The 24840-nt window shown below is 39.9% G+C and carries 20 protein-coding genes; 12 read left to right on the forward strand and 8 right to left on the reverse strand.

What is annotated here, in order from left to right:
• Positions 1–6 precede the first annotated feature (6 nt).
• Positions 7–1026: an asparaginase gene (locus OK025_RS11160; RefSeq protein ID WP_070561234.1), complete on the reverse strand. Its 1020-nt coding sequence runs from the start codon at positions 1024–1026 to the stop codon at positions 7–9.
• Between the two features lie 12 nt (positions 1027–1038).
• Positions 1039–1806 carry a TatD family hydrolase gene (locus OK025_RS11165; protein ID WP_070561233.1) on the reverse strand — a complete coding sequence of 256 codons (768 nt, stop codon included), beginning with the start codon at positions 1804–1806 and terminating at the stop codon, positions 1039–1041.
• A gap of 361 nt (positions 1807–2167) precedes the next feature.
• Between OK025_RS11165 and OK025_RS11170 the strand changes: the two genes are divergently transcribed.
• From OK025_RS11170 to OK025_RS11180, 3 genes are read left to right on the forward strand one after another with little or no spacing between them, the layout of a single operon-like run.
• The gene (locus tag OK025_RS11170) at positions 2168–3562 is read left to right on the forward strand and encodes a TolC family protein (protein ID WP_317669522.1); all 1395 of its coding nucleotides are present in this window, start codon (positions 2168–2170) and stop codon (positions 3560–3562) included.
• Position 3563: 1 nt separating this feature from the next.
• Positions 3564–4520: an HlyD family secretion protein gene (locus OK025_RS11175; RefSeq protein ID WP_317669523.1), complete on the forward strand. Its 957-nt coding sequence runs from the start codon at positions 3564–3566 to the stop codon at positions 4518–4520.
• Between the two features lie 11 nt (positions 4521–4531).
• A complete protein-coding gene (locus OK025_RS11180) occupies positions 4532–5704 on the forward strand; it encodes an ABC transporter permease (RefSeq protein ID WP_317669524.1) in 1173 nt (390 codons plus the stop codon).
• A gap of 80 nt (positions 5705–5784) precedes the next feature.
• Here OK025_RS11180 and OK025_RS11185 read toward each other — a convergent pair whose 3' ends face one another.
• The 3 genes from OK025_RS11185 to OK025_RS11195 form a co-directional block, all read right to left on the reverse strand.
• A complete protein-coding gene (locus OK025_RS11185; protein ID WP_070561229.1) occupies positions 5785–6807 on the reverse strand; it encodes an FKBP-type peptidyl-prolyl cis-trans isomerase in 1023 nt (340 codons plus the stop codon).
• Between the two features lie 23 nt (positions 6808–6830).
• Positions 6831–7841 carry a DHH family phosphoesterase gene (locus OK025_RS11190; RefSeq protein ID WP_070561228.1) on the reverse strand — a complete coding sequence of 337 codons (1011 nt, stop codon included), beginning with the start codon at positions 7839–7841 and terminating at the stop codon, positions 6831–6833.
• Between the two features lie 118 nt (positions 7842–7959).
• The gene (locus OK025_RS11195) at positions 7960–10599 is read right to left on the reverse strand and encodes a hypothetical protein (protein ID WP_317669525.1); all 2640 of its coding nucleotides are present in this window, start codon (positions 10597–10599) and stop codon (positions 7960–7962) included.
• Between the two features lie 412 nt (positions 10600–11011).
• Between OK025_RS11195 and OK025_RS11200 the strand changes: the two genes are divergently transcribed.
• From OK025_RS11200 to OK025_RS11220, 5 genes are all read left to right on the forward strand, one after another.
• Complete coding sequence (locus tag OK025_RS11200) at positions 11012–11401, forward strand: DUF423 domain-containing protein (RefSeq protein WP_317669526.1); 390 nt, start codon at positions 11012–11014, stop codon at positions 11399–11401.
• A gap of 241 nt (positions 11402–11642) precedes the next feature.
• A complete protein-coding gene (gene priA / locus OK025_RS11205; RefSeq protein ID WP_317669527.1) occupies positions 11643–14126 on the forward strand; it encodes a primosomal protein N' in 2484 nt (827 codons plus the stop codon).
• 234 nt (positions 14127–14360) lie between these two features.
• Positions 14361–15017 carry a protein-L-isoaspartate(D-aspartate) O-methyltransferase gene (locus OK025_RS11210; protein ID WP_317669528.1) on the forward strand — a complete coding sequence of 219 codons (657 nt, stop codon included), beginning with the start codon at positions 14361–14363 and terminating at the stop codon, positions 15015–15017.
• A 105-nt stretch (positions 15018–15122) separates the two neighbouring features.
• Positions 15123–16946: a MutS-related protein gene (locus OK025_RS11215; protein WP_317669529.1), complete on the forward strand. Its 1824-nt coding sequence runs from the start codon at positions 15123–15125 to the stop codon at positions 16944–16946.
• A gap of 68 nt (positions 16947–17014) precedes the next feature.
• The gene (locus tag OK025_RS11220; RefSeq protein ID WP_317669530.1) at positions 17015–17416 is read left to right on the forward strand and encodes an acyl-CoA thioesterase; all 402 of its coding nucleotides are present in this window, start codon (positions 17015–17017) and stop codon (positions 17414–17416) included.
• Between the two features lie 161 nt (positions 17417–17577).
• Here the strand turns inward: OK025_RS11220 and OK025_RS11225 are convergent, their stop codons facing one another.
• On the reverse strand, positions 17578–17952 hold the full coding sequence (locus OK025_RS11225) for a DUF779 domain-containing protein (protein WP_317669531.1): 375 nt from the start codon (positions 17950–17952) through the stop codon (positions 17578–17580).
• Positions 17953–18072: 120 nt separating this feature from the next.
• The gene (locus tag OK025_RS11230) at positions 18073–19575 is read right to left on the reverse strand and encodes an aldehyde dehydrogenase family protein (protein ID WP_317669532.1); all 1503 of its coding nucleotides are present in this window, start codon (positions 19573–19575) and stop codon (positions 18073–18075) included.
• Positions 19576–19748: 173 nt separating this feature from the next.
• Here OK025_RS11230 and OK025_RS11235 point away from each other — a divergent pair, with 173 nt between their 5' ends.
• Positions 19749–20651, forward strand: a complete 903-nt coding sequence (locus tag OK025_RS11235; RefSeq protein WP_317669533.1) for an AraC family transcriptional regulator — start codon at positions 19749–19751, stop codon at positions 20649–20651.
• A gap of 1 nt (position 20652) precedes the next feature.
• Here the strand turns inward: OK025_RS11235 and smpB are convergent, their stop codons facing one another.
• Positions 20653–21108: an SsrA-binding protein SmpB gene (gene smpB, locus OK025_RS11240; RefSeq protein ID WP_317669534.1), complete on the reverse strand. Its 456-nt coding sequence runs from the start codon at positions 21106–21108 to the stop codon at positions 20653–20655.
• 410 nt (positions 21109–21518) lie between these two features.
• Here smpB and spt point away from each other — a divergent pair, with 410 nt between their 5' ends.
• From spt to OK025_RS11255, 3 genes are read left to right on the forward strand one after another with little or no spacing between them, the layout of a single operon-like run.
• On the forward strand, positions 21519–22718 hold the full coding sequence (gene spt / locus OK025_RS11245; RefSeq protein ID WP_312792860.1) for a serine palmitoyltransferase: 1200 nt from the start codon (positions 21519–21521) through the stop codon (positions 22716–22718).
• An 11-nt stretch (positions 22719–22729) separates the two neighbouring features.
• Positions 22730–23851: a hypothetical protein gene (locus tag OK025_RS11250; RefSeq protein ID WP_317669535.1), complete on the forward strand. Its 1122-nt coding sequence runs from the start codon at positions 22730–22732 to the stop codon at positions 23849–23851.
• A complete protein-coding gene (locus OK025_RS11255) occupies positions 23848–24840 on the forward strand; it encodes an NAD-dependent epimerase/dehydratase family protein (protein ID WP_317669536.1) in 993 nt (330 codons plus the stop codon). The genes OK025_RS11250 and OK025_RS11255 overlap by 4 nt, the downstream gene beginning before the upstream one ends.

The following is a 24840-nucleotide window of genomic DNA, read 5'->3' on the forward strand; positions in this document are numbered from 1 at the left end:
TGGTCATTAGTCATTGATCGTCAATTCACCACGGATATCCTTTTCAATCCAATAAGCGACTTCTTTTTGATCTTCTAACTCGCCTTGAAGATACATTAATTTGGTTACTGCCGCTTCGAATGTAAGGTCGTAGCCATTGAGCACGCCGATGGATTTAAGTCCTTGTGAAGTCTCATAGCGACCTAATTCAACAGAGCCTACTTTACATTGCGAAATGTTGAGGATATTTTTACCTTGTTCAATTGCTTCTTTCAATAGATCCAGAAACCAAGTGTCGGTGGTGGTATTGCCTGACCCAAATGTTTCCATCACAATGGAACGGACATCGGAGTCTAAGACGGCTTTGATCGTTTGTGCAGAAATTCCGGGGAATAATTTCAATACCGCAACGCGATTGTCCAGTTTGGTATGTAGGATAAATTCTTTATCAATATTATTTAATAAAGCATCTGTATTATATTTGAGGTGAATACCTGCTTCAACCAATACGGGATAGTTTGGCGATCTAAAGGCCTCAAATTTGGCCGAATTATATTTAAATGAGCGATTGCCACGGAATAATTTATTGTCGAAAAGAATGCATACCTCTTGTATGATAGATACGCCATCTTGTTTTGCTGAAGCAATTTCAAGGGCTGTCATCATATTTTCCCGCGCATCCGTTCGGATCTCTCCGATAGGCAGCTGAGAGCCAGATAAAATGACCGGTTTTTGGAGTCCCTCCAACATAAAGCTCAATACTGATGCTGTAAAAGCCATTGTATCGGAACCATGCAGAATAACAAAACCGTCGTAATCTGCATAGTTATCCTTAATAATTTGTGCCATTTCAATCCATATCTCGGGCTTCATGTTGGATGAATCGATAATGGGTTCGAAAGAGTGCACGGTCAGCTTATAGTCTAAGCGACTTAAATCAGGGAGATTACGTTTGATCAATTCAAAGTCGAAAGGAACGAATGTTCCTGTTTCATCTTTAACCATTCCAATGGTCCCACCTGTGTAGATAATAAAGATATTATGCATTGAGTTTTGAAATTATATACCAAATATACGTTTTGAATTTTCTGTTGTGATTTCGGCTACCTTCTCGACGGAGATCTGGTGAAGGTCAGCTACTTTTTGTGCGACGTAAACCAAATAGCTACTTTCATTTTCTTTACCGCGAAAGGGGACAGGAGCCAAATAAGGTGCATCTGTTTCCAGAACAATATGTTTTAAATCGATTTCTTTGACCACCTGATCTAAGCCCGCTTTTTTAAAGGTAACGACTCCGCCAATACCAAGCGCGAAACCTAAATCGATAGCCTGTTGGGCCTGCTCCAGGGAACCGGTAAAGCAGTGCAGAACGCCAAATAATTTGTCGTCGTGAAGTTCTTCCAATAATTCGAACAGTTCAGTGAAGGCTTCCCGGCAGTGGATATCGATCGGTAAATTTAATTCCTTAGCCCATTGAACCTGAGTTCGAAAGGCGTCTTTTTGAATTTCAAGTGTGCTTTTATCCCAATAAAGATCCAGTCCGATTTCACCTATGGCATGGACTTTGTGTGTTTCCAAGCTCTTTCGGATGGTTTCTAACTCTTCCACATAGTTTTCTTTTACATCGCATGGATGTAATCCAAGCATGGGAAAACAATGTTCTGGATAAGCTGCTACGGTATCAAATACAGGTTTTATGGAAGCGCTATTCACATTCGGCAAAAAAAGACGTTGGATGCCATTATCAAAGCAACGTTGTAGATGTTCTTGCAGTTTTTCGGTTCCTGCATGGTAATAAATGTGTGTATGTGTATCTGTAAGCAACATAGTTTTCTGCGTGGAGGCAGCGGGCTAGGGTAAAAACTTGTTTTTATTATTATCGAATAAAGTGGTAGACTTAATTACCAAAATTTCAATTCGATCTCCAAAGATAACTTATTAATTAGCAAAAATGAAAATTAATACAGGATTCCTTCTACAGAAACGAATTCCTTTTTTTTATCTTGGAAAAGTTAACAGGTGGAGGTCAGTCTTTCATGCCGTGAATGCATAAGCGAGCATTGTTATTGGCCGTTGAAGAGATACGTTTAATTAAAAAGAGTCAGAAGTCAAACATACCGTCCGATTTACTGTTAAACAGATAAAAGAGGCGGTTGTTGTCCTATTTTTATAAGAATAAATGAATCATATGATGAATAAGAAAGTATGCCTGGGTTTATTGACTTTGGCGTCGGTTATGTTTTTGAACAAACTACATGCGCAATCATTGATTGACCCATCGGTAAAAGATATTATTCAAAAAGCCTTCCAGACAAATAAAGAATTGAAATTGAAGGCTTACGAAGTCGATAAAGCACGTCTGGAAGCCGACGGGGTAAAAGCAAACCGGCTCCCACATGTCTCCGCACTCGGATTATACGGTTATGTACATAGCAATGGGAGTATTGATATTCCTACGGTTAATATCCCTTTATTGAACCTCGGCTTGTTTGAAGGCGCAACAGGATTTAGTATGCATGGGCAAGCGGCCTATGCGGGGGTGTCTGTAAAGCAGATTATCTTTTCGGGATTACAGATTCCGAATGGAATAAAAGCATTGCAGGAGAAAGCTGTGGCTCAACAATATTTAGAATCTGCCGGTCGAGAAACACTTTCAAAGGATATTATTGCTTCTTTTGATCAGCTGATGTTGTTGGATGAGGTGGATAAACTGATTGTCGATTCTGAAAAGCGATTAAAGAAAGAACAGGAAAAGGTCAATAAAGCGATTCAAAACGGCCTAGCAATACCGTATGATAGAGATAAGTTGAAATTAGCCTTGCTGGAGTTGGAAGAGAAAAAGGTCGAGGTTTCTGGCAATCGGGATTTGTTGTGCCAAAAGATCGAACAGGAAACAGGGGTATCTTTTCAGGAGGTTGGCGGAATTCATTATGGACTTAAACCTATATTTTTGTCGGATCTTCCACGTGATGTCGAACAAAGATCCGAATTGAAAGCACTGGATGCTTCGTCAAAAGCATATGAGTATCTGTATAAAAAAGAAAAGGGGGGAGCTCTTCCTGCTGTCTTTGCCTTTGGATCTGCGAACTATCTGAATGTATTCAACTCCAAACTCACGGTGAAAGACCAGCCGCTATTTGGTACCGTCAACTTACCGCTTAATTCCATCAAGGGGAGCCCCAATTTAATGGTCGGGGTAGGGGTTAAATGGGATCTCTATACGGGCGGAGAGCATCATAATAAGATAAAGCAAGTTAAACTTGATCAAAATATCAATGCCACCAAACGGGAAGATACAGCGGAAAAGTTAAATCTTTTGCTGAGCAAAAATACCGTTACCTATACGACAGGCAATCAAAAGTTGAAAGTGGGGGAACAGCAATTGAAAGTTGCGGAAAATAACCTTTCCATGGCTGTTAAACAGTACCAAGCGGGCTTAATAGATGTTACAGAGTTATTGGCTGCTGAAAACGATTGGTACAAAGTTAATTTGGGTTATTTTAACAATGTTTTGCAGCAACGTACAGCTGCAGTTGAATTACTACATACATCAGGAAAATTATTACAAACTATACATGAGTAACATGAAGAATTTATATGGGATATTATCTCTGTCTATTTTTGTTTCTTGTACAAATCAAGTGAAAGAGAAGCCTATTGAAGGCAAGGTGGAGCGAGAGCAAGTGACGGTTGTGACAAAGGTTCCGGGGAAAATTGCGAAGCTTCTGGTTGAAGAGGGTGACTTTGTGCATGCGGGTGATACCTTGGCTATTTTGAGTATTCCCGAGGTAGATGCGAAAGAAGAGCAGGCAAAGGGAGCGCTGCAGTCTGCTGACGCTCAATATAATATGGCAGTCAAAGGGGCTACGAAAGGGCAATTGGTACAATTGCAGGCAAAGGTAGACGGACTAAAGGAACAATATGAATTTGCGAAAAAATCAATAGGTAGGCTGGATGCCCTTTTGCAGGACAGCCTGATTCCACAACAAAAGTACGACGAGACCTACGCTAAATTTCAGGGGGCTAAAAATCAGTATCTTGCAGCACAAGCTGAATTAGCTGAAGCAAAAGGTGGAGCTAGACAAGAACAGCAGATTATGGCCTTGGGGCAAAAAGAACGTGCGCTGGGAGCAGTATCTGAAGTTAATGTCGCTGCCCAGGAGAAATATATCATTGCTCCACAGGACATGAGTGTGGAAACGATTAATCTGAAAGTCGGTGAATTGGCTATGGCAGGCTATCCGATTATCAATGGCTTCCTTGATCGATCAACTTATTTTAGATTCACACTGCCTGAAAATCAAATCGGAAAACTCCAAAAAGGCGCTGCTGTAGAAGTAGAAATTCCCTATTTGAATCACAAAAAGGTTAAAGCAAAGGTGATTAGTATCAAAGCCTTAAATTCGTACGCAAGCATTGCCTCAGCTTATCCTGATTTCGATCCGCAACAGGCTGTGTTTGAATTGAAAATTGTTCCTGAAGATGTTGCCGGTAGCAAAGATTTGTTAACAAAAACGCTTGTGGTTCTCCATGCGAATTAAAGAGCTTGACTGTGAAAAAATTTTTAGAATTGATCCAACGGGAGTTTAAGCTCTTCTTCAATAATAAAGTGCTATTGATGCTTTTTCTAGGTGCACCTGTATTGTATGGTGTCTTGGTGGGGCATGTTTATCAACAAGGTAAGGTAACTCAGATGCCGGTCATTGTGGTTGATGAGGATAATAGCCCCTTAAGCAGTTCATTTATTGATATGCTTTCAGATAATGAGAGTATTGAAGTTGCCCGTGTATTACCGTCCTTATTTGATTCAAAAGATATTGCTATGCAATATGAGGCAACTACGATTGTTCATATTCCCAAGGGATTTACATCCGGAGTACAACAGGGGCGTTTGCCCGAAATGACTGTTTTTGTAGACGGTGCCAATACATTGACCTCCAATACCGCCATGATGGCTGTCAATGTGTGTGCCTCGACGTTGAAAGCGGGCATACAGATTCAGGCGCAAATGAAACGTGGTGTTCCGGCAAAGATCGCTGCACAGCAGTACGAACCCTTTAAGACAACTTTTGTTAAGCAGAATATTCGAAGTGGAAATTACCTGTATTTTATGCTACCGGGAGTGCTAATTACTGTGCTGCAGCAGGTATTGCTCTTAGGCTTGGCTTTATCTTTTTCCTCAGAATTTGAAGGCAATACATTTCCGGAGCTGGTACGTAAAATCGGTAATCCCATCGGACTTATTCTTGTTAAGATATTACCTTATGTTTTGATGTCTGTCGGTATTCTGGTTTTATATTGGGGTTTTGGCCAATATTACCGTATGCCTTTACAAGCCGAATTTGGTCGCTTTGTACTCTGTACTTTCGTCTTTTTGCTTGCGGTATGTTTCATTGGTGTTTTGGTGAGTATTATACTGCCCTCACAATTGAAATCTACCGAGGTACTCATGGTTATCGCGACGCCAGCATTTATCTTAAGTGGCTTTACCTGGCCGTCGAGTCTAATGCCAGGATGGGTACAGGCTATTGCCAATGTTATTCCGTCTACGCACTACCTTCGGATTTTTAGGTTACTGTTTATTCAGCATGCTGAAAATTATCATACCGATAAGGCACTGATCGCATTGACCATCATCATGATCATCAGTTTTATATTGGCGGTAATAATACTATGGTTGAAAATACGAAAGATAAAAAAAGAAGATAAGAAGGTTAGCGCATAGTGAATAAAAAATACGAACAACAAAAAAGCGGTTTCATCTCGATGAAACCGCTTTTTTGTTAACTGAAATTTACAGTCGAATTATTTTTTTGCTGCAGGAGCTTTAGTTGCAGGAGCGGTTGCCGCTGGAGCTGTAGTTCCTGTAGGCGCTACCATGCCTGGAGTTGTTGCTGTAGGAGCAGGAACTTTTCCAGGTTTGATATCCAATACTTCTACTTCAAATACTAAAGGAGCATATGGAGGGATAACACCTGAAGGGCGATCGCCATAAGCCAAAGATGAAGGAATGACTAAAGTTGCTTTTGTACCTTTGTTAAACAATTGGAATGCTTCAGTCCATCCAGGGATCACACCATCAACACCTAATTGGAATTTTAATGCTTCATAAGGACGTTGAGGGTTGAAAATTTTCTCTTTTTTAGCTACATCTGGAAGGTTTGTGTCAAATACTTTTCCTGTAGTTAATGATCCTACGTAGTTTACATGAATAGAGTCACCTACTTTCGCATTTGTACCTGTTCCAGGTTTAGTAATTACATATTGAAGACCTGAAGCTGTTTTCGTTGTTTTCAAGCTTTTATCTTTGATGTATTTTTCAAGTTTAGCTGGTTCAGCAGCTTTGTGTTTGTTCAACTCTTCTTCAAAGTATTTCTGAACTTGTTCACCCAATTGTTGGTCTGTTAACTTTCCTTTTTTGAAGTGTTTTTTGACCTTGATCGAATAAACAATGAATTTATCTGCAAACTCTGGTTTTGGTTGATGTGTTTTAGCTGCCATAGAATCCAAATTGATTTTGAATACCAAGCTATCGCCTTCACCCACGTATTTGAATAAACCTGTAGGGTCACCTGGATTTTTTGCAATGATACTGTCTGGATATAATTGAACGATCTGAGGGACTCCCATGTCATACGTACTTTGCATTGTAGAATCTCTGTCCGTTTTCACAACCATGTCAAGTGCTAATAAATCGCCTGATACTGCTTTTTCTTTAGCATTATCATCCACGATTTTATACTCAAGACCACCTTCAGCCTTTTTGAATTTTTGGCATGACGTCATCAAAAGACCGGCAGCCGCGAAAAATAGAATTGCTTTCTTCATTTTCTAATGTATGTTACGATATCTTATTTTGTTAATATTTCTTTATAATTTGGTAAAACCGATTTGAATTTGGCAATTACTGCTTCTAGGCTCTCTTTCGAATTACCTCCCGAAGCATTCAGATGTCCACCCCCATTGAAATACAATTTGCAGATCTCATTGCAGGGAACTTCTCCGATCGAACGCAAAGATAGTTTAATTTGTTCATTTCTGTCAATAATTAACGCTGCCAATCGAATTCCTTTTATAGAGAGTGCATAGTTGACCAATCCTTCGGTATCACCGGTGATCACTTCAAACTGCGTGAGATCCGCTTTGGTTACATGGATAATGGCGGTGTTATATTCATGGATAACCTCTAGACGATTCAATAGACAGAACCCTAAGAATTTCAGGCGGCTTTCTGACGAGCTATTGTAAATCTCTTCGTGAATAGCCCAGTTTTGTGCACCGCAATCAATGAGTGATGCAATGATGCGATGAATTTCAGCAGTGGTAGAACGGAAGCGGAAAGAGCCCGTATCGGTCATAATACCGGTATATAGGCATGTCGCCATGTCAGCACTGATATGGTCTGGATCTTGCATCTCATGGACTAAGAAGCGATAGATCAATTGTGCAGTCGCTGCAGCAGATGGATCCCAAAATGCGTAGTCTTCAAATCCTTCCGGATCTAAATGGTGATCAATCATGCATTTGATTCCTTTCGCTTGACGAATAGGTTCACCCATTTCGTGAATCCGGGCAAGGCCATTAAAATCTAAGCAGAAAATGAATTCAGCTGCGTCAATCTGTTGATTGTGCAGGTCAATATCCTGCGTATAAATTTGTACATTTTCTAAGCCAGGTAACCAATCCAAAAAGGCTGGAAAGTCTGACGGTACAATGAGATTTACGTGGTGTCCTTTCGCGGTCAACCAAAAATATAATCCTAAAGATGAACCCAATGCGTCCCCATCTGGTTTGTAGTGCGTTGTAATTACAATACGTTTTGGTTCAGCTAATAATTCTTTTAATTCTTCCGATTTCAGCATAGTCATATTAAGTCTGCAAACCTACTATAAAAAAATTAGATTAGACAAATTTTTTATAAAGATCTTTTAGCATCTTATAGCGTTTGGTGTTGATTTTAAAAAATTGATTTTCAGGTTTTTAAAACTTATAAACATAGATCTTGAAATCCCGCTTCATGCAGATTAAATAATTGGCATTGTCGCCATAGTTAATCGGTCCATAATAGAACTTTGAAAAACCTTCTACAGGGAATCCCTCCTGGACCAAGCCATCGGATCCGAAAACATAAATCATGCGGTTGTCAGTTCCAACACCTATGATATCAGATTTACCTATTCGTTTAAAAAACAGCGGTCTGTTACTGGCCTCTTCGATGAATTTATATTCAAAGTAGGAAGACGAGTCTCTTGAACTGTAGGCATTCAGTTTGTTGTTGGCTAGAATAACAAAATCTCTGTCAGCACCACCGCTAATATCTTCAAAATTAAAGAACGCATCTTTACCCCAATCACCTAGTTTTATTTTTTTGGTTTCGCCTTCGAAAGGAATTTTGAATACGCTGCCTTTATTGTTTGCCAAGTAAATGAAGGAGTTTTTTTCATCCGACGCCGCAACTAAACCAATTGGATTTTTAACACTTTCCCCATCGGTATCCATTGTTTTTTTACGGATGATCTTACCATTTTGATCGAAGAAATACACGGAAGCAGTGCTTGTACCGGCAATAATATAATTTGTCTGTCCCAGGCTGGTTGTTTTTAGATCGAATAAAATTCGGCCATCCACGCTATTATTTTCAAAGCCCTCCACTTTTTTGCCATCCAGGGTATACGCAAGAATGCGGTCTGTTGCCGGAATGTAAATACGTTGTTCTTTATTGAAGGTGGCGATTGCAGCTCCGTAAGTTGCCGAGTATGGAAGTTCAACGGAGAAGCCAGTTCTGTTTTTACCATCGGGCATAAAGCGATACAAGCGGTTTTTTGTAACGGCGACAATACTGAGATCCTGTAACTGAATTGGCTCGCCCAAAATTTCACCTTGGAAGAGGTTTTGCCAGAGTTCTTTTCCATCTGGCGAAAATGCATGTACCGTATGATCTTGTTCTTGAATCAGGATAAACTTGTTCTTCCCATCTTGATCGAAAATCCAAGGTTTATTGATAATTCGGTTATCCAGCTGGACTGTCCATTCTGGTTTGCCGCCTAATCTCGTATCACTCTTAAAGAGGGCATATAAACTAGACGAAAATGTGCCCTGATTGCCACTCAACTGGTAAGACCAGGAGTAGAAATTTTGAAAGCCATATGCATCCTCATCTTTAAAGTTCTTTGCAAAGTCAGCTTTTAAGTTATCTAGAATATTGCTTTTACCAGCTTTAGGTTCTAAATAGAAAGTCACGTTGCTGCGGCTATTCTGCAATGCTGCATGATTTTTGAAAATAGCCGTTCCGGAAAGAAATTGCTTTTCCCGGAAAGATTCCCGATAATCTCTCAAGATGCCCGTCCGTGTAGCTACCACCATAATGTTATCTACAATGGTAAAATAGGGGCGGGTAAAGCTTTTGAAAGGTTCACCAAATAGCGCATGTAAGAGATTCGAATATTTAAATTGATAGATTGAATCACCTACAGATGAGCTGAATTTCTTGAGATTATCAGCAAACTGCGTTGAATCCGAAATGCTGATCAAACCTATTGCATCCTGATTATCTAATTCCGCAAGCGCAAATTCATCGTTGAAAATTGGCGCGATGATACTGTCAAATGATACTTTGCTGTCTTCTTCAAAGTTCTTTATACTTTTAGCCAATCGGCCGTCTTCTTTTTGCTGTACCAACAATGCTTTCAGTCCGCTTCGAAAACTATGGGGATCTGAAATACTAAAGTCTATATAAGATGCAGCATTTTTAGGCAGATAATTCCCCAGAGCTTGCACTTGAGCCGTCTGCGTTGCAAATAACTGTAGGTAGCTATTTTTGCTCGCCGTGAGATCTGTTTCACCCTTAAAAATAAAAGCGTCCTTTTTGAAATTCATGTTCCAGGACGTTTGGCCCTTCAGCGAATCGATTAAGTTGAGATAAGTGCCAAATTTGGATTTCATCAATATTCGAGCAATTTGCGACAATTGTTCATTGAAAAAATAGAGACTAAGTGGCGTGTTTTTATTGTTATGGTTTACGAAGAACTCGATTTGTTTGGTACTTATTTTCTTAACCTGTTTATCAAAGATCTGGGAAAGTACCTGTTTGGAGTAGCTGGCGAAAATGATTTCGTGGGAATAAGCGCAATAAAGTGTACTATCCTTGCTGCCTTGATTAAGCCCATAAAATCGTTGCCCTAAGGTGTCAAAAGGTTGTATTTTATAGTTTTTACCGACGTTTTCAAGCAATGTTGCCAGCGAGTTATTATCAATGCTTTGACCAACCTGAACGCTGTATAACGGAGTAATTTGGTCTTTTTCCTGGTGAAAAGAGAGTAATATTTGCTGTCCCGCTACAAGAGGCGCTAACTGTTCACTACGTAATAATTCGTCTTTAAGACGCTCCAGGTTGCCAAAATTGCGTTGACCTATAATGGCTTTAAAGAGCTCATAGTCGTTGAAGATCGTATCTACAGTCTGATCATTGGCAAACGAGGCAATTGCTAATGTACTTTCAGGAAGATATTGTAAAGCTTTAGAATCTTGTTTATTGTTTTTATTGAAGTCTCCAAAAAGATAGATCGTAGCCGCGATGACCGCGATGAATAATATAACAGTGATGATGATTGTTTTTTTCATCCTTTTTATTTTTTTCAATGTCTGATAGGAACTCGAATAAATCGCCACTACCACGCTGGTCGATGCGATTAAAAATCGAGTTTTAGCAGAACAACTATTTATGAGGTACTTATTTTCTTGTCAGCAGATAAGTACACTAAACTTGTTTTTTTAATGGTGATGAAGCGATCATGCGGCAAATGTTTATCAAGGATATGCAAATCCTTTGAGCTGTTCCAATATTTCTGTGAGCAGCACGATGCTCATGATGATCCATACGTAAAACAAACCTAATAAAAATATATGGGAAGAGATAGAAAATCGTTCCAATAATGCGCCTTTGTAATATAATTTTAACAAAAAATTCCTTATTTTGCTCTGTTTTTAATACATTTATCGCTAGAAACTCATTTTCAGCATTCACTTTAACATAATGAATAAGAAAATCATTTTAGCCGCTTCGTTGTTGGGAGCATTAGCTGTAATATTAGGCGCCTTTGGTGCTCATGGTCTAGAAGGAAAGGTAAGTACATATCATATTGAAACTTGGAAAACTGCAAATCAGTATCATTTCTATCATACCTTCGCCCTGTTATTTTTATCCACTTTTTCGCGAGCAAAGACGTACTCCATTAAAGTATCATTTATAGCTTTCCTCATTGGTATACTTTTTTTCTCGGGATCGTTATATGTCTTAAGCTTGCGCGAAATAACCGGCTTTGGAAATCCGTCTATTTTAGGACCTATCACCCCTTTGGGAGGATTGTCGTTAATCGTTGGCTGGGTTGCATTATTTATTGCTGCACTAAAAAATAAATCGTAATCGTATTTAATTGCCTATGTTCATACGAAATCATATTCGTATATAATTATAACGGAGCCTTCTTGAATAGATTTCAGGAAGGCTTTTTTAGGTTACAATTGATTGAGCTTTGATCTCTTGGTTTTTTCACTCCGATATCGCTTTGAGGCCGCATGGTTGTTGTCGGTTTTATGTATCGCCGGGGTCGTTTGACCTCTTTTCCTGAAGGTTTTTTTGTACTTTTATACCATAATTTGAATTTATGTCCAATCCACAATCTACGATTTTTAGTGAAAGAGATACGCTGTTTGTTGATGTGGTTCTACCACTAGCATTGGCAAGAACATATACTTATCGTATTCCGCTTGACTGGAATGATCGTGTGCAGGTCGGTGTACGTGTCATTGTGCAATTTGGAAAGAATAAGATCTATTCTGCGGTTGTGAAGTCAATTAGTCAGGAAGCACCAAAGCACTATGAAGCAAAGTATATTTTGGACATCATTGATGACAAACCCATTGTCAATTTGGCTCAATTTAAACTTTGGGATTGGCTAGCCGATTATTACATGTGTAGTTTAGGCGAGGTCATGCAGGCTGCGCTACCTTCGGCATTGAAGCTGGCCAGTGAAACCAAAGTCGTTTCATCAATTGCGGCAGAGTTTGACCGTTCTACACTTTCGGATAAGGAGTATCTGATTATCGAGGCTTTGGAGGTGGCGGGAGAACTTAAAGTCAATGATATTGTGAAATTGCTGGGACAAAAAACAGTCTTCCCCATATTGAAGCAATTATTTGACAAAGGAATTGTTCTGATTTCTGAAGAGATTACAGAAAGATATAAACCCAAGACCAAAGCATTTTTACGTTTTGCTCCCGACTTTAGAAATGAAGATGCAAAAAGAGAATTGTTGGATAGCTTAAACCGTGCGCCAAAACAACAAGATGCGGTATTGGCATTTATGCAGCTGGTCAAAAAAACCGAGGAGATCACGCGGCCCATGTTGGCTGAGGCCTCGGGCTGTGGTAACGGTGCTATTACGGCTTTGATTGACAAAGGTGTTTTTGAAATAAAGGAAAAGGTTGTATCCCGGTTCCAGGGGGAAGATATCGAACTGGATGCCAATTTTCAATTTAATGAAAACCAGCAAAGGGCCTATACTGAAATACAAGAATCGTTTGAAGAGAAGGAAGTTACCCTGTTGCATGGTGTCACAGCTTCCGGAAAAACACAGCTTTATATACGGCTTATCGAACAAGCAATCGCAGCGGGAAAATCAGCCCTATATCTACTGCCTGAGATTGCGCTGACAGCACAGATTACGGCGCGCTTAAAGCTGCACTTTGGCGATAAATTGGGTGTGTACCACTCCAAGTTTAATGATAATGAACGTGCCGAGGTATGGCATAAAGTAATGAAAAATGAATTTCAGGTCGTGATTGGGGCCCGTTCTTCAGTTTTTCTGCCATTTCAGGATTTAGGGATTATCATCGTTGATGAAGAGCACGAAAGCTCCTATAAGCAGTTTGATCCAGCCCCACGTTATCATGCCCGCGATACGGCTATTTACCTCGGGTTTCTACATCAGACCAAAGTGCTACTGGGATCAGCGACGCCTTCTTTGGAAAGTTATTACAATGCCAAGGCTAAGAAGTATGGTTTTGTGCAACTGCTTGAGCGTTATGGCAACGCACAATTGCCAAGTATTGAGTTGGTGAATATTCCCGAAGAAGGAAGAAAAGAAAATATGTTTTCCTATTTTTCTGGCACCTTGTTAAAGGCAATTGAAGAAGCCGTAAAAAATAAAGAGCAGGTTATATTATTTCAAAATAGACGTGGGCACACGACAATGATCCAGTGTAATACCTGTGGATTCGTTGCAAAATGTGTCAATTGTGATGTCAGCTTAACCTATCACAAGAGCTCGAATATGATGCATTGCCATTATTGTGGTCATGTGGAGCCTCCACTTCGTGTTTGTCCGGCCTGTGGAATGCCGCATATCGAAAGTAAAGGGTTCGGTACAGAACGGGTAGAGGAAGAGCTTGAAATCCTGATGCCCGAAATTCGCATCGGTCGGTTGGATCTAGATTCCACAAAAGGTAAATACGGTTTCGACAAAATTATCACGGCTTTTGATGAGCATGAATTTGATGTTCTTATTGGAACGCAAATGGTCGCTAAGGGGCTCGATTTCGGAAGAGTAAGCCTCATCGGTGTTGTCAATGCAGATACGATCATTAACTTTCCGGATTTCCGTTCGTATGAACGATCTTTTTCGTTGTTTTCCCAGGTAGCAGGACGAGCAGGTCGGCGTGAAGCCGGAGGAAAAGTGATTATCCAAAGCTACACCACGAATCATCGGGTGTTAGAACAGGTGGTCAATAACGATTATGAAGGGATGTTTATGACAGAAATTACAGAACGAAAAAACTATCTTTATCCTCCTTTCTACCGTCTTATTCGGATTGATATTAAACATACGGATTTTCAGAAATGCTATGATTCGGCCAATCGTTTTGCCTCGGCGCTGCGTCAACAATTGGGCGCAAGGGTATTGGGTCCGGAGCCGCCTTTAGTTTCACGCGTGCGGAATAATTTTATCCAGACGATTACCTTGAAGATTGAACGCACAAATATTAGTATTGCAAAGGTGAAGGAATTGATCCGCTCGGTTCTCCTGGATTTTGAAATAGATAAAACCAATGCTGGTGTACGCGTTCAGGTCGATGTAGATCCATATTAGTGACAGCTATTACTGGTATTAGCTTTTAAGGATTTGCGTTCTTGGTAAAGTTAAATCACATGTGTTTATTGCTTTTTTTGCGATCAAATTTAAGAAGTTAGCTCAGATTGGGTATAAGGACAGATGATTTGGAAAATAAAGCAAATTGACTTGAAAATGTGTACTGTATTGGTATTGAATTATTTGTGATTAATTCTGCTTAATATGCCTTTTAAAAGGTAAATTTGAAACATCATGGCGTACAAGTTTATTGATAATTATCGAGAAAAAGGTGCTCGTAAGAAATTGGTTGAACATCTTAAAAGCCGAGGTATTGCGGACCAGAAAGTATTAGATGCCATTGGCAAGGTACCACGTCACTATTTTTTTGATGAAACATTCTGGAATCAGGCCTATCGGGATATTGCTTTTCCAATAGGTGACGGGCAAACAATTTCACAGCCTTATACAGTTGCTTATCAGTCGGAATTGCTCCACGTGAAAAAAGGGGATAAAGTGCTGGAAATTGGGACTGGCTCCGGGTACCAAACCTGTATTCTATTGGAACTTGGCGCTGATGTCTATACCATTGAACGTCAGGAAAACCTGTATCATCGAACAATTCAAGTATTGCCTTACATGGGCTACAAACCTAATTTCTTTTTGGGTGATGGCTCCAAGGGAATTGAAGAGCACGCTCCTTATGACAAGATCATTGTAACTGCAGGTGCGCCATTCGTACCAGAGGTTATGTTAAAGCAGCTGAAGATGGGCGGAATTTTTGTGATCCCTGTAGGAGACGAAAAATCACAAAAGATGATGACGATCATTCGGGTAGGTGAAAATGATTTTGACCGTATCGAATTAGATACTTTTCGCTTTGTTCCTTTGGTGGGAGATCAGGCCTGGTAGGATATCCATTCAACCAGCTTAAACGACTTCCCCCAAGGTCTTTAAGCGACGCTAAAACATCCATGATTAAATTGAAATGAACGTGAAAGAATAAATATTCACCTTATGACCCCAACTGCAATATTATATGACCAGAAGCACCGCGAAATCGCTTCCACTGTCCTCAAATTAAATAAACAAGTCAATACGCTCAGCTTGTCGCGGCTATTTGTGATACTCGGTGGCGGAGCGTTATTATTTTATACCTTTCAACTGGAAAGCCTTCCGCTGGTGTTTTGCTGTTTTTTTGCATTATTGTTCCTATTCGCCTATCTCGTGCGAAAGCAGAGCCAGCTGGAGCTTCAGAAGAACTATTTTGAAGCCTATCTGAAAGTTTTGGCAAATGAACAGGCCTTGGCAGACGGAAAATTAAATATGTATGATCATGGCCAGGATTTTGAAGATGGCGCGCATCCTTATAGCTCCGATATGGATGTCTTTGGAACATACTCCTTATTTGCACAGATAAATCGGGCAACGACCAAACAGGGGATTGATCTTTTGGCTTCTTGGCTTGATAAACCTCTCCCTAAAAATCAAATACTAGCTAATCAGGAAGCTGCTCAGGAACTGGAAAGTGAATCGGCGTGGATTTGGGATTTTCAGGCAAAGCTTTTGGCCAATCTGAACCATAAATTGGATATCAAAGCATTTTTGATAAATTACTTTCAAGATCGAAATTTTCAGTTCGGAAATGCCTTCATGCGAGTCTATCTCAAAGTAGGGCCTGTTTTATTTTTGGTCGCTTTAGTGGGCAGTTTTTTTGTGCCAAAATTGGCTGGGGTGGCAACATTGATAGGGCTATTCCATATTCTTTGGGCTTTGGCCAAAGCAGGAAGTGTTAGCATGTTCTCCTCTCGAATAGACAAGATAGGTGGCGTGCTTGGCTCATACGCAGAGGCGATTCAATCTATTGAAGACCACGCATGGAAGTCTATTGCTATGCAGGAGATCGCGGGAGAGCTTAAACAAAACCAGGGTACTGGATCTATTTCCCTAGCCTTTAAAAAACTTGCTGGTCTTATTAACAATTTGGATGCCCGGAATAACGTCTTTGTAGGGATATTTCTAAACCTGTTTCTGCTTTGGGATTTTAGACAGGTATTGGCTATTGTTGACTGGAAGAATAAGTACGAACACGAGATTCTAAATTCATTCGATACCTTAGCTAAGGTTGAGGCTGTAACTAGCCTTGCCATTTGGAAGAGAAACCATTCGTCGTACATTTATCCAGTAATTTTGGATAACCCACTGGAAAATAAGATTGACGCGCAAGGGGTATATCATCCATTGATTCCAAGCAATCAGGTCGTAGCCAATGATTACAGTAGTATAGATCATCGAGTTGCTTTGGTGACAGGTTCAAATATGGCAGGAAAGAGTACGTTTCTGCGGACAGTTGGTATTAATGCAATTTTGGCTTATGCCGGAGCGGCGGTTGCTGCAGCTTCTTTTCAGCTCCCGATTTATAAACTGATATCCTATATGCGAATCAAGGATAATCTGAATGAAAGTACGTCGACCTTTAAAGCTGAATTGAATCGGATGAAATTTATATTGGATACAGTTTCAGCACATAGCGATAGTTTTTTCCTAATCGATGAGATGCTTCGTGGGACAAATTCTGTCGACAAATATCTTGGCTCCCGTGCAATCATAAAGAAACTGGTTCGATTGGATGGTAAAGGTATGGTGGCTACACATGACTTACAGCTGTCCAGTTTACAAGAGGAATTTCCGGGAGATATCAAAAATTACCATTTTGACATTCGTGTCGACGAGGGTCAGATGCTGTTTGATTATAAGCTGAAGATAGGAGAATGTAAAATATTCAATGCTTCGCTTTTATTGAAAGGTATAGGAGTGGATATCGACGAAAATATGGAATAAAAATGACGGAACTGGAGCTAGATTGGTTTACATTTGTCTCCTCTTAAATCCACTTAATAAAAAAATAAATGACTTTACAAGAACGTATTGATTTATCAGAAACACACGTCTGCACGACCGTGTTTCCGTTTTTGACGAATCATCACGATACTTTATTCGGCGGCAAGGCGATGTCCATTATGGACGAAGTATCGTTTATGGCTGCAACACGATTTTGCCGCAAAACGTTGGTGACTGTGTCGACAGAGCGTATAGACTTCAATAAGGCAATTCCTTCCGGAAGTATTATTGAAGCTATCGCAAGGGTTCAGAATGTAGGCCGGACCAGCTTGAAGGTGAAGGTCGAGATATTTTTGGAACATATGTACAAGGAGGGAAGAGAACTGGCCATTGAGGGTGTTTTTACATTTGTTGCCCTAGATGAAAACAAACAGCCAATTCCAGTCCTTGAAGGCTTGGATATTGAATAAAATTTTAGCTTCCGAATGCGGAAACTCAAGGGAGAATTTTTTAAAATTATAACATCGAAAAAGGGACGCATCTGCACCCCTTTTTTCTTTGAGAGAGTGATCCAAAAATTCTATAGGTCATCTCTACAGTGTTGTGTTCTATGGTGTTTTATGCTTTTTAGTCATTCGTTTCGCTTGATTGGGCTGAGATCATTAAGCTCTTCGACTGTAAATAGGCGATAATGAACTTTGAAAGTTTTACCCAGTGGAGTTTCCAATGAGAATCCTCCGGGACCAAACCCATCTAGTACATCGAGGGTGAAATGTGCATGTTTCCAATATTCAAAGAGATCACGATCCACCCAGAATTCATATCCTTCAGCTAATCCGATCATGGCGTCATTCGTCCTTGGAAAATACCCTCCTTCCTCAAAACACTGTGGTTGCGTACCCTCGCAGCAGCCTCCGGCCTGATAAAACATTAATTTACCATGCTTCGCTTCAAGTTCATGAATGAGCTCCTTTGCTTTTTCAGTGATGTCTAATCTATTAATCATGGTGAAATCCGTTTCTATATTTTAGCGTTGGTTCATATGAAATTCAGCGGAAGGGGCAGCATTTGCTCCCCCTAAACTCGGGTACTAAGCTGTTCGAAAAGTATACCCAGTTTTTTTTAGTTAAAAGAAACCAAGTTTTTCTTTACTGTAGGAGATCAACATATTCTTGGCCTGTCTGTAGTGGGCAAGCATCATTTTATGGTTTTCTCGTCCAATTCCTGATTGTTTGTATCCGCCAAATGGAGCACCGGCTGGGTAGGAGTGGTACTGATTTACCCATACGCGTCCAGCTTGTATAGCACGTGGAACCTGATAAAGCTGATGTGCATCTCGGGTCCATACACCTGCTCCGAGACCATACATGGTATCGTTAGCGATGGCAATTGCTTCTTGTTCGTCTTTGAACGTGGTCACTGCAAGCACGGGGCCGAAGATTTCTTCCTGGAAAATGCGCATGCTATTATCTCCTTTGAATAGGGTGGGTTTGATGTAGTAGCCTTCTTCAAAACCAGCACCAACATTGTTTTCATCTCCGCCAGTCAATACTTCGGCTCCTTCTTCTTTGCCAAGTTTGATATAGGACATGATCTTATCTTTTTGAATCTTCGATGCCTGAGCACCCATCATTGTTGTTGGGTCTAATGGATCCCCAACTTTGATCTGATTAACCCGATCGATCACTTTAGCAATGAATTTTTCATAAATATCCTCCTGGATCAGTAGGCGAGAGGGGCAGGTGCAAATTTCGCCCTGGTTGAGCGCGAATAATACCGCCCCTTCAATTGCTTTGTCCAAAAATGCATCATCTGCATCCATTACCGAACTGAAGAAAATATTGGGCGATTTTCCCCCCAATTCCAGGGTTACCGGGATGATATTTTCAGTCGCATATTGCATGACCAAACGTCCTGTTGCTGTGGAACCTGTGAATGCTGCTTTGGAAACCTTTGGATTGGTGACCAAGGAACGACCAAGCTCTGCGCCGAAACCGTTGACGATATTGACCACTCCGGCAGGAATCAAATCACCGATGATTTCCATAAGAACAAGAATAGATGCTGGTGTACTTTCAGCAGGTTTTAACACGACAGTGTTCCCTGCAGCAAGGGCCGGAGCTAGTTTCCATACAGCCATTAGAATCGGGAAATTCCATGGAATAATCTGTGCAACAACCCCGATTGGTTCGTGTACAATCAGCGACACCGTATTGCTGTCCAGTTCGCTTATGGCCCCCTCTTCAGCACGGATTACACCAGCAAAATACCGGAAATGGTCGATGGCTAATGGGATATCCGCATTGAGTGTTTCACGTACCGCTTTTCCGTTGTCTATCGTTTCAACGGCTGCGATATATTCTAAATTAGCTTCAATGCGGTCAGCAATTTTATTGAGGATAATACTTCGTTCTGTAGCGGATGTTTTTCCCCAGGTTTCAAAAGCTTTGGCTGCAGTGTTGACAGCGAGATCCAGATCTTCTTTTGTTGAATGGGCAACTTGAGTAAACACTTTTCCGTCTACCGGCGAGATATTATCGAAATATTTTCCTTGAATTGGTGCAACAAATTTACCACCAATGTAGTTGTCATATCGTTCTTTGAACGATGGTCTTTTAATTGCGCTCATATGGTTTATTATTAATTATTTTTATTCCCTTCTTATCAAAGTTAGCCAGCAATTATTCAATAGCGTAGCAGAATTGATCCAAAACATAGCACAATTGTGGCAGATGAATTTCGACTACAATTTATTTTTTTGTTATATTTGATTGACTGCCAATTGTATTTATTTATTGCACTATGGGAGACAGAACGCTGATTCATACATTGCCATTTTCTCGGGCACGGGAGCTTAGCACATTGGTAGAGAACCGACGTGCATTTACGTTGGATAGTTTGGAGCTTAATATCTACGAAACCTATCGGGTGTCGCAGCATGTACCTTTATGTTTTGATGATTTGGTTATGATTAACATGATCCAAGGTAAAAAGATCATGCATTTGGAGAATGTAAAGGCTTTTGACTATCTGCCCGGTCAGATGATGGTGTTGCCTGCATCGGTGGCTATGCATATTGACTTTCCGGAAGCGACGCTCGACCAGCCCACACAATGTACTGCTTTAACGATTCATAAAGAGAAGATAGCAGCAGTCTTGGACTATCTTAATGAGTTTTATCCGAAAGAACAATTTAATCAGTGGCGGCTTGATCCGGATTTTTTTCATCTGTACAATTCGACTGAGCTCGCCGACCTGGTAAATAAGTTGTTTCAAATTATTATTAGCGAAAATCCGTTGAAAGATGTACTTGCAGATTTGACTTTTAAAGAGCTTACGATTCGGCTACTTCAGTCACAGTCGTTGATTGCATTAAAAATTGGGAAGTCGCCCAACAAGGTACTGTTACATGTGCAGGAATTTATTCAGAAACATATTACCGAGAAAATTTCAATTGGTTTATTGGAGCGGACTGCCCACATGAGCAAAGCGAGTCTTACGCGGATGTTTAACCGTGAACTTGGACTTAGTCCGATGGAATATGTGATCCAACAGCGTATCGAGAAGGCAAAAAAAATGCTTTTACTCACCCGGAATGTAAAGGAGTCTTGCTATGGGGCTGGATTTAATGATGTCAACTACTTTGTCCGGCTTTTTAAAAGCAGGGTAGGAATGACGCCAGGCGCATTTGTCCTGGCGCGTTAATCTAGAATTTCATCACGCGATTAAGCTCACGTTTAATATCTTTTTCTTTGATGTTTTCTCGTTTGTCAAAATCTTTTTTACCCTGTGCCAAGGCAATTTCAACTTTGGCAAAACCCCGGGAACTGATAAAGATGCGTAAGGGTACAATGGTAAAACCACGTTCTTCCCCCTTCTCTTTCAGTTTTTTTAATTCTCTTTTTGTCAATAGCAGTTGACGGTCACGTTTTGCCTCATGGTTATAGAAAGATCCCATGGAGTATTCGGCAATGTGCATGTTACGGATGTATAATCCGTCCTCAAAAAAACTACAGAAACTATCGTTAATATTTGCCTTTCCTTCGCGTATGGATTTTATTTCTGTACCCAATAATCGAATTCCTGCAATGTACTTGTCCAGTAAGTGGTATTCAAAAGAAGCTTTTTTATTTTTTATATTGATATCTGAAGATAAAGCCATATATTGTTGTATATTAGTAAGTCTATACCATTGCTATTGCAATGAACCTAAATGTAACTAATTATAGGATAATTTAAAGTTCGCAAATATAATTATTAAAATTGTCTTATTTTAAAGTAGAATTGTGTGGGCAGATGTTAGCGGAGTATTAAAATAAAATTAACGGTTTTGGGCGATGTGTTAAAAATATGACTAAATTTAAGTGAAAGTCAGATTATGTTTTCGTATGTTTGCAACGTTTTTTGGAATTATTGTGAATATATACAACGTAGAATTTCAACTTACATTGTGGATATAGCAGATTTTTAGTCGGAGACCGAGTTTTTTATATAAAAGTCCAATTCGATAATTTTGTTTGTTACAATAACATCTAAAAGTTAGAAATAGTTTTAGAAATACCTTTTTATCGCATGAGTAAAGGAAAGTTAGGCGAAAAAATATCGCAATTTAAGATTGTTGAGGAGTTGAAAGCTAAGGGCTTATATGCCTATTTTAGACCTATTCAATCAAAACAAGATACCGAAGTAAAAATCGATGGTAGACGTGTATTGATGTTTGGTTCTAACTCTTATTTAGGGTTAACGACTGATACACGTATTATAAAGGCAGCGCAAGATGCTTTGGAAAAGTATGGTACTGGATGTGCTGGATCTCGTTTCTTAAACGGTACGTTGGATATTCACGTGGAACTGGAAGAAAAATTATCTGCTTATGTAGGTAAAGAAGCCGCGATTCTTTTTAGTACAGGATTCCAATCAAATCTAGGCCCTTTGTCATGTCTAATGGGACGTAATGATTATATTTTGTTGGATGAACGTGACCACGCGTCAATTATTGATGGTAGCCGTTTGTCTTTTTCCAAAGTAATCAAATACGGTCATAACAATATGGAGGACTTACGTGCTAAGTTGTCACGCCTACCTGAGGATAGTGCAAAGTTAATTTGTACGGATGGTATCTTTAGTATGGAGGGTGATATTGTTAATTTGCCTGAGCTTACAGCGATTGCCAATGAGTTTGATGCTGCCGTAATGGTCGACGACGCACACAGTTTAGGTGTTATTGGGCACAAAGGAGCTGGTACAGCTTCTCATTTTGGGCTTAATGATGATGTAGACTTGATTATGGGTACATTTAGTAAATCGTTAGCTTCTTTAGGTGGATTTGTGGCTGGTGATGCAGATGTGATTGATTTCTTAAAACATAATGCGCGCTCTGTGATGTTCAGTGCTTCAATGACTCCAGCTTCGGTGGCTTCAACATTGAAAGCTTTGGAAATTATTCAAAATGAGCCAGAGCATATTGAAAAATTATGGAAAAATACAGATTATGCCAAAGCACAATTACTGGATCATGGGTTTGATTTAGGTGCTACGGAAAGTCCTATTTTACCAATCTTTATTCGTAGCAATGAAAAAACGTTCTGGGTAACTAAAATGCTCCAAGATGATGGTGTGTTCGTTAATCCAGTTGTTTCTCCGGCAGTTCCTGCGGAAGAGTCTTTGATCCGTTTTTCATTGATGGCGACACATACTTATGACCAAATCGACGAGGCTATTGAGAAGATGGTTAAAGTATTCAAACAAGCTGAAGTTGAAACATTAATATAAAATCTAATCGTATGATTCAGATTATACCCGTTGAAACAAAGAAACAAAGACGGCTGTTTATAGATTTCCCTCATAGTCTCTATGAGGGAAATCCTAATTATGTACCTGCCTTATTTCTTGAACAAAACGATTTGCTTTCCCCTGACAAGCATCCCTTTTATAAACATTCCCAAGCACAACCTTTTCTAGCTTATCGTAACGATAAGATTGTTGGTCGTATATGTGCCATCTGGAACAACAACCATAATGCCTTTAATCATGTGAATGAAGGACAGTGGGGTTTTTTCGATTGTATAGATGATCAAGAAGTCGCAAACGCGTTGTTTGAGACCGCAGAGAAATGGGTTAAAGCTAAAGGGGGGGATACGATCGTTGGGCCGATCAATTTATCAACCAATGATACCGTTGGTTTATTGGTTGACGGTTTTGATAAGCCTCCAGTGGCCATGATGCCCTACAATTCGCCTTATTACATCGACTTGATTACCAATTCAGGCTACGGACATAAAGTGGATTTGAGAGCTTATTTGGTTATGGAAAAGTCTGCGGATAAGCGTTCTGTTTTGCTTTTGGATAGGCTGGAAGAACGTTTGAAAAGATCTGGCATTACATTGCGTCAGTTCAATGTGAAGGATTTTAAAAACGAGGCAGCAAAAGTTCGTGACATTTATAATAGAGCATGGGATAAAAATTCGGGTTTTGTTCCGATGACAGAGGACGAATTTAATTATACGGCCAAAGATTTAAAAATGATTCTCGATCCACGTTTTGCTATCGTTGCAGAGAAAGACGGTGATCTTGTTGGCTTTGGTTTAGGGATACCAGATATCAATCAGATCCTTATCAAAGTGAAGCGCGGACGTCTACTTCCTACGGGTATTTTTAAATTGTTATTTGGAAAGAAAAAAATCAACTTGCTTCGTGTACTTATGTTAGGGGTATTGGAAGATTACCGTAAGCTTGGTATTGAAGCATGTTTGTACGGCCGAATTATAAAAGAATCAAAAGATTCTAATATTAAGGGGGCCGAATGTTCATGGATGTTGGAGCATAATTACATGATGAACCACGCTATTGAACAGATGAATGGAGAATTGTACAAACGTTATCGTTTGTATCAAAAATCATTATGATAGAAAAAGTATTAATCACCGGAGCGAGTGGTTTTGTAGGCTATCATTTGACAAGAGCAGCGAAAGAGGCGGGGATGGAAGTTCATGCCGCGGTGAGGAAGTCAAGTGATGTTTCAGAAATTCGCTCCGTTGTAGATAAATTTGTTTATCCGGACTTCTCTGATGAAGAGTCTATCAGAGAATTACTGGAAGCGGAAAACTATACCTATGTTGTTCATGCTGCGGCAATGACTCGTGCCAAACATGAAGAAGATCTCGAAAAGGTCAATGTTGGTTATACAAAAAACTTGGCATCAGCTTGTTTTTCTTTAAAAACTCCCATCAAAAGATTTGTTTTCGTTAGTAGTCTTGCGGCTATCGGTCCTGTTAACTACGATGCTAACCTTATCGATGAAAGTAACCCTTATCGTCCTGTTACGGCATATGGTCGTAGTAAGCGGCAAGCGGAGCTCGCGTTGAATGATTTTAAAGATCAGCCACTAACGATTTTGCGCCCTACTGCGGTATACGGCCCTCGTGAAAAGGATATTTTTATTGTTTTTAAAACAATGAATGGAGGCCTGGATGCCTATGTTGGTCGCTCTCCTCAAAAGCTTAGCTTTATTTATGTTGCCGACTTGGTACAGGCGATTATTCATGCCTGTCGTTTTGACCAAGGTGGAAAGCAGGTGTATAACCTCAGTGATGGGCAGGTATATGGGCGTTATGAGTTGGCTAGGTTTTTCAGAGAGTTTAGCCAAAAGAAAATGATTCGTATGCATATTCCTTTGGGTGTCGTGAAGACTATCGCGGTTATTTTTGAACGTTTGTATAAAAATTCTAAAGCAATACCTGTACTATATCCTGAACGGCTGAATGAACTTACAGCTGAAAACTGGGGCTGTGATATCTCGGCGGCTCAACGTCAGCTACAATACCAACCTAAATATGATTTGAAGAAAGGCCTAATGGAGGCATTGGCTTGGTATAAAGAAAATAAATGGCTATAA

Source organism: Sphingobacterium sp. UGAL515B_05 (assembly GCF_033097525.1).
GTDB lineage: Bacteria > Bacteroidota > Bacteroidia > Sphingobacteriales > Sphingobacteriaceae > Sphingobacterium.

Excerpts from the sequence above, each read along its gene's own strand:
- OK025_RS11160 (WP_070561234.1), bottom strand. The coding sequence starts at position 1,026 with ATGCATAATATCTTTATTATCTACACAGGTGGGACCATTGGAATGGTT.
- OK025_RS11230 (WP_317669532.1), bottom strand. The coding sequence starts at position 19,575 with ATGAGCGCAATTAAAAGACCATCGTTCAAAGAACGATATGACAACTAC.
- OK025_RS11210 (WP_317669528.1), top strand. The coding sequence starts at position 14,361 with ATGGCGTACAAGTTTATTGATAATTATCGAGAAAAAGGTGCTCGTAAG.
- OK025_RS11200 (WP_317669526.1), top strand. The coding sequence starts at position 11,012 with ATGAATAAGAAAATCATTTTAGCCGCTTCGTTGTTGGGAGCATTAGCT.
- OK025_RS11235 (WP_317669533.1), top strand. The coding sequence starts at position 19,749 with ATGGGAGACAGAACGCTGATTCATACATTGCCATTTTCTCGGGCACGG.
- priA (WP_317669527.1), top strand. The coding sequence starts at position 11,643 with ATGTCCAATCCACAATCTACGATTTTTAGTGAAAGAGATACGCTGTTT.
- OK025_RS11215 (WP_317669529.1), top strand. The coding sequence starts at position 15,123 with ATGACCCCAACTGCAATATTATATGACCAGAAGCACCGCGAAATCGCT.
- OK025_RS11225 (WP_317669531.1), bottom strand. The coding sequence starts at position 17,952 with ATGATTAATAGATTAGACATCACTGAAAAAGCAAAGGAGCTCATTCAT.
- OK025_RS11190 (WP_070561228.1), bottom strand. The coding sequence starts at position 7,841 with ATGCTGAAATCGGAAGAATTAAAAGAATTATTAGCTGAACCAAAACGT.
- OK025_RS11170 (WP_317669522.1), top strand. The coding sequence starts at position 2,168 with ATGATGAATAAGAAAGTATGCCTGGGTTTATTGACTTTGGCGTCGGTT.
- OK025_RS11185 (WP_070561229.1), bottom strand. The coding sequence starts at position 6,807 with ATGAAGAAAGCAATTCTATTTTTCGCGGCTGCCGGTCTTTTGATGACG.
- OK025_RS11175 (WP_317669523.1), top strand. The coding sequence starts at position 3,564 with ATGAAGAATTTATATGGGATATTATCTCTGTCTATTTTTGTTTCTTGT.
- OK025_RS11195 (WP_317669525.1), bottom strand. The coding sequence starts at position 10,599 with ATGAAAAAAACAATCATCATCACTGTTATATTATTCATCGCGGTCATC.
- OK025_RS11220 (WP_317669530.1), top strand. The coding sequence starts at position 17,015 with ATGACTTTACAAGAACGTATTGATTTATCAGAAACACACGTCTGCACG.
- OK025_RS11250 (WP_317669535.1), top strand. The coding sequence starts at position 22,730 with ATGATTCAGATTATACCCGTTGAAACAAAGAAACAAAGACGGCTGTTT.
- OK025_RS11165 (WP_070561233.1), bottom strand. The coding sequence starts at position 1,806 with ATGTTGCTTACAGATACACATACACACATTTATTACCATGCAGGAACC.
- smpB (WP_317669534.1), bottom strand. The coding sequence starts at position 21,108 with ATGGCTTTATCTTCAGATATCAATATAAAAAATAAAAAAGCTTCTTTT.
- spt (WP_312792860.1), top strand. The coding sequence starts at position 21,519 with ATGAGTAAAGGAAAGTTAGGCGAAAAAATATCGCAATTTAAGATTGTT.
- OK025_RS11255 (WP_317669536.1), top strand. The coding sequence starts at position 23,848 with ATGATAGAAAAAGTATTAATCACCGGAGCGAGTGGTTTTGTAGGCTAT.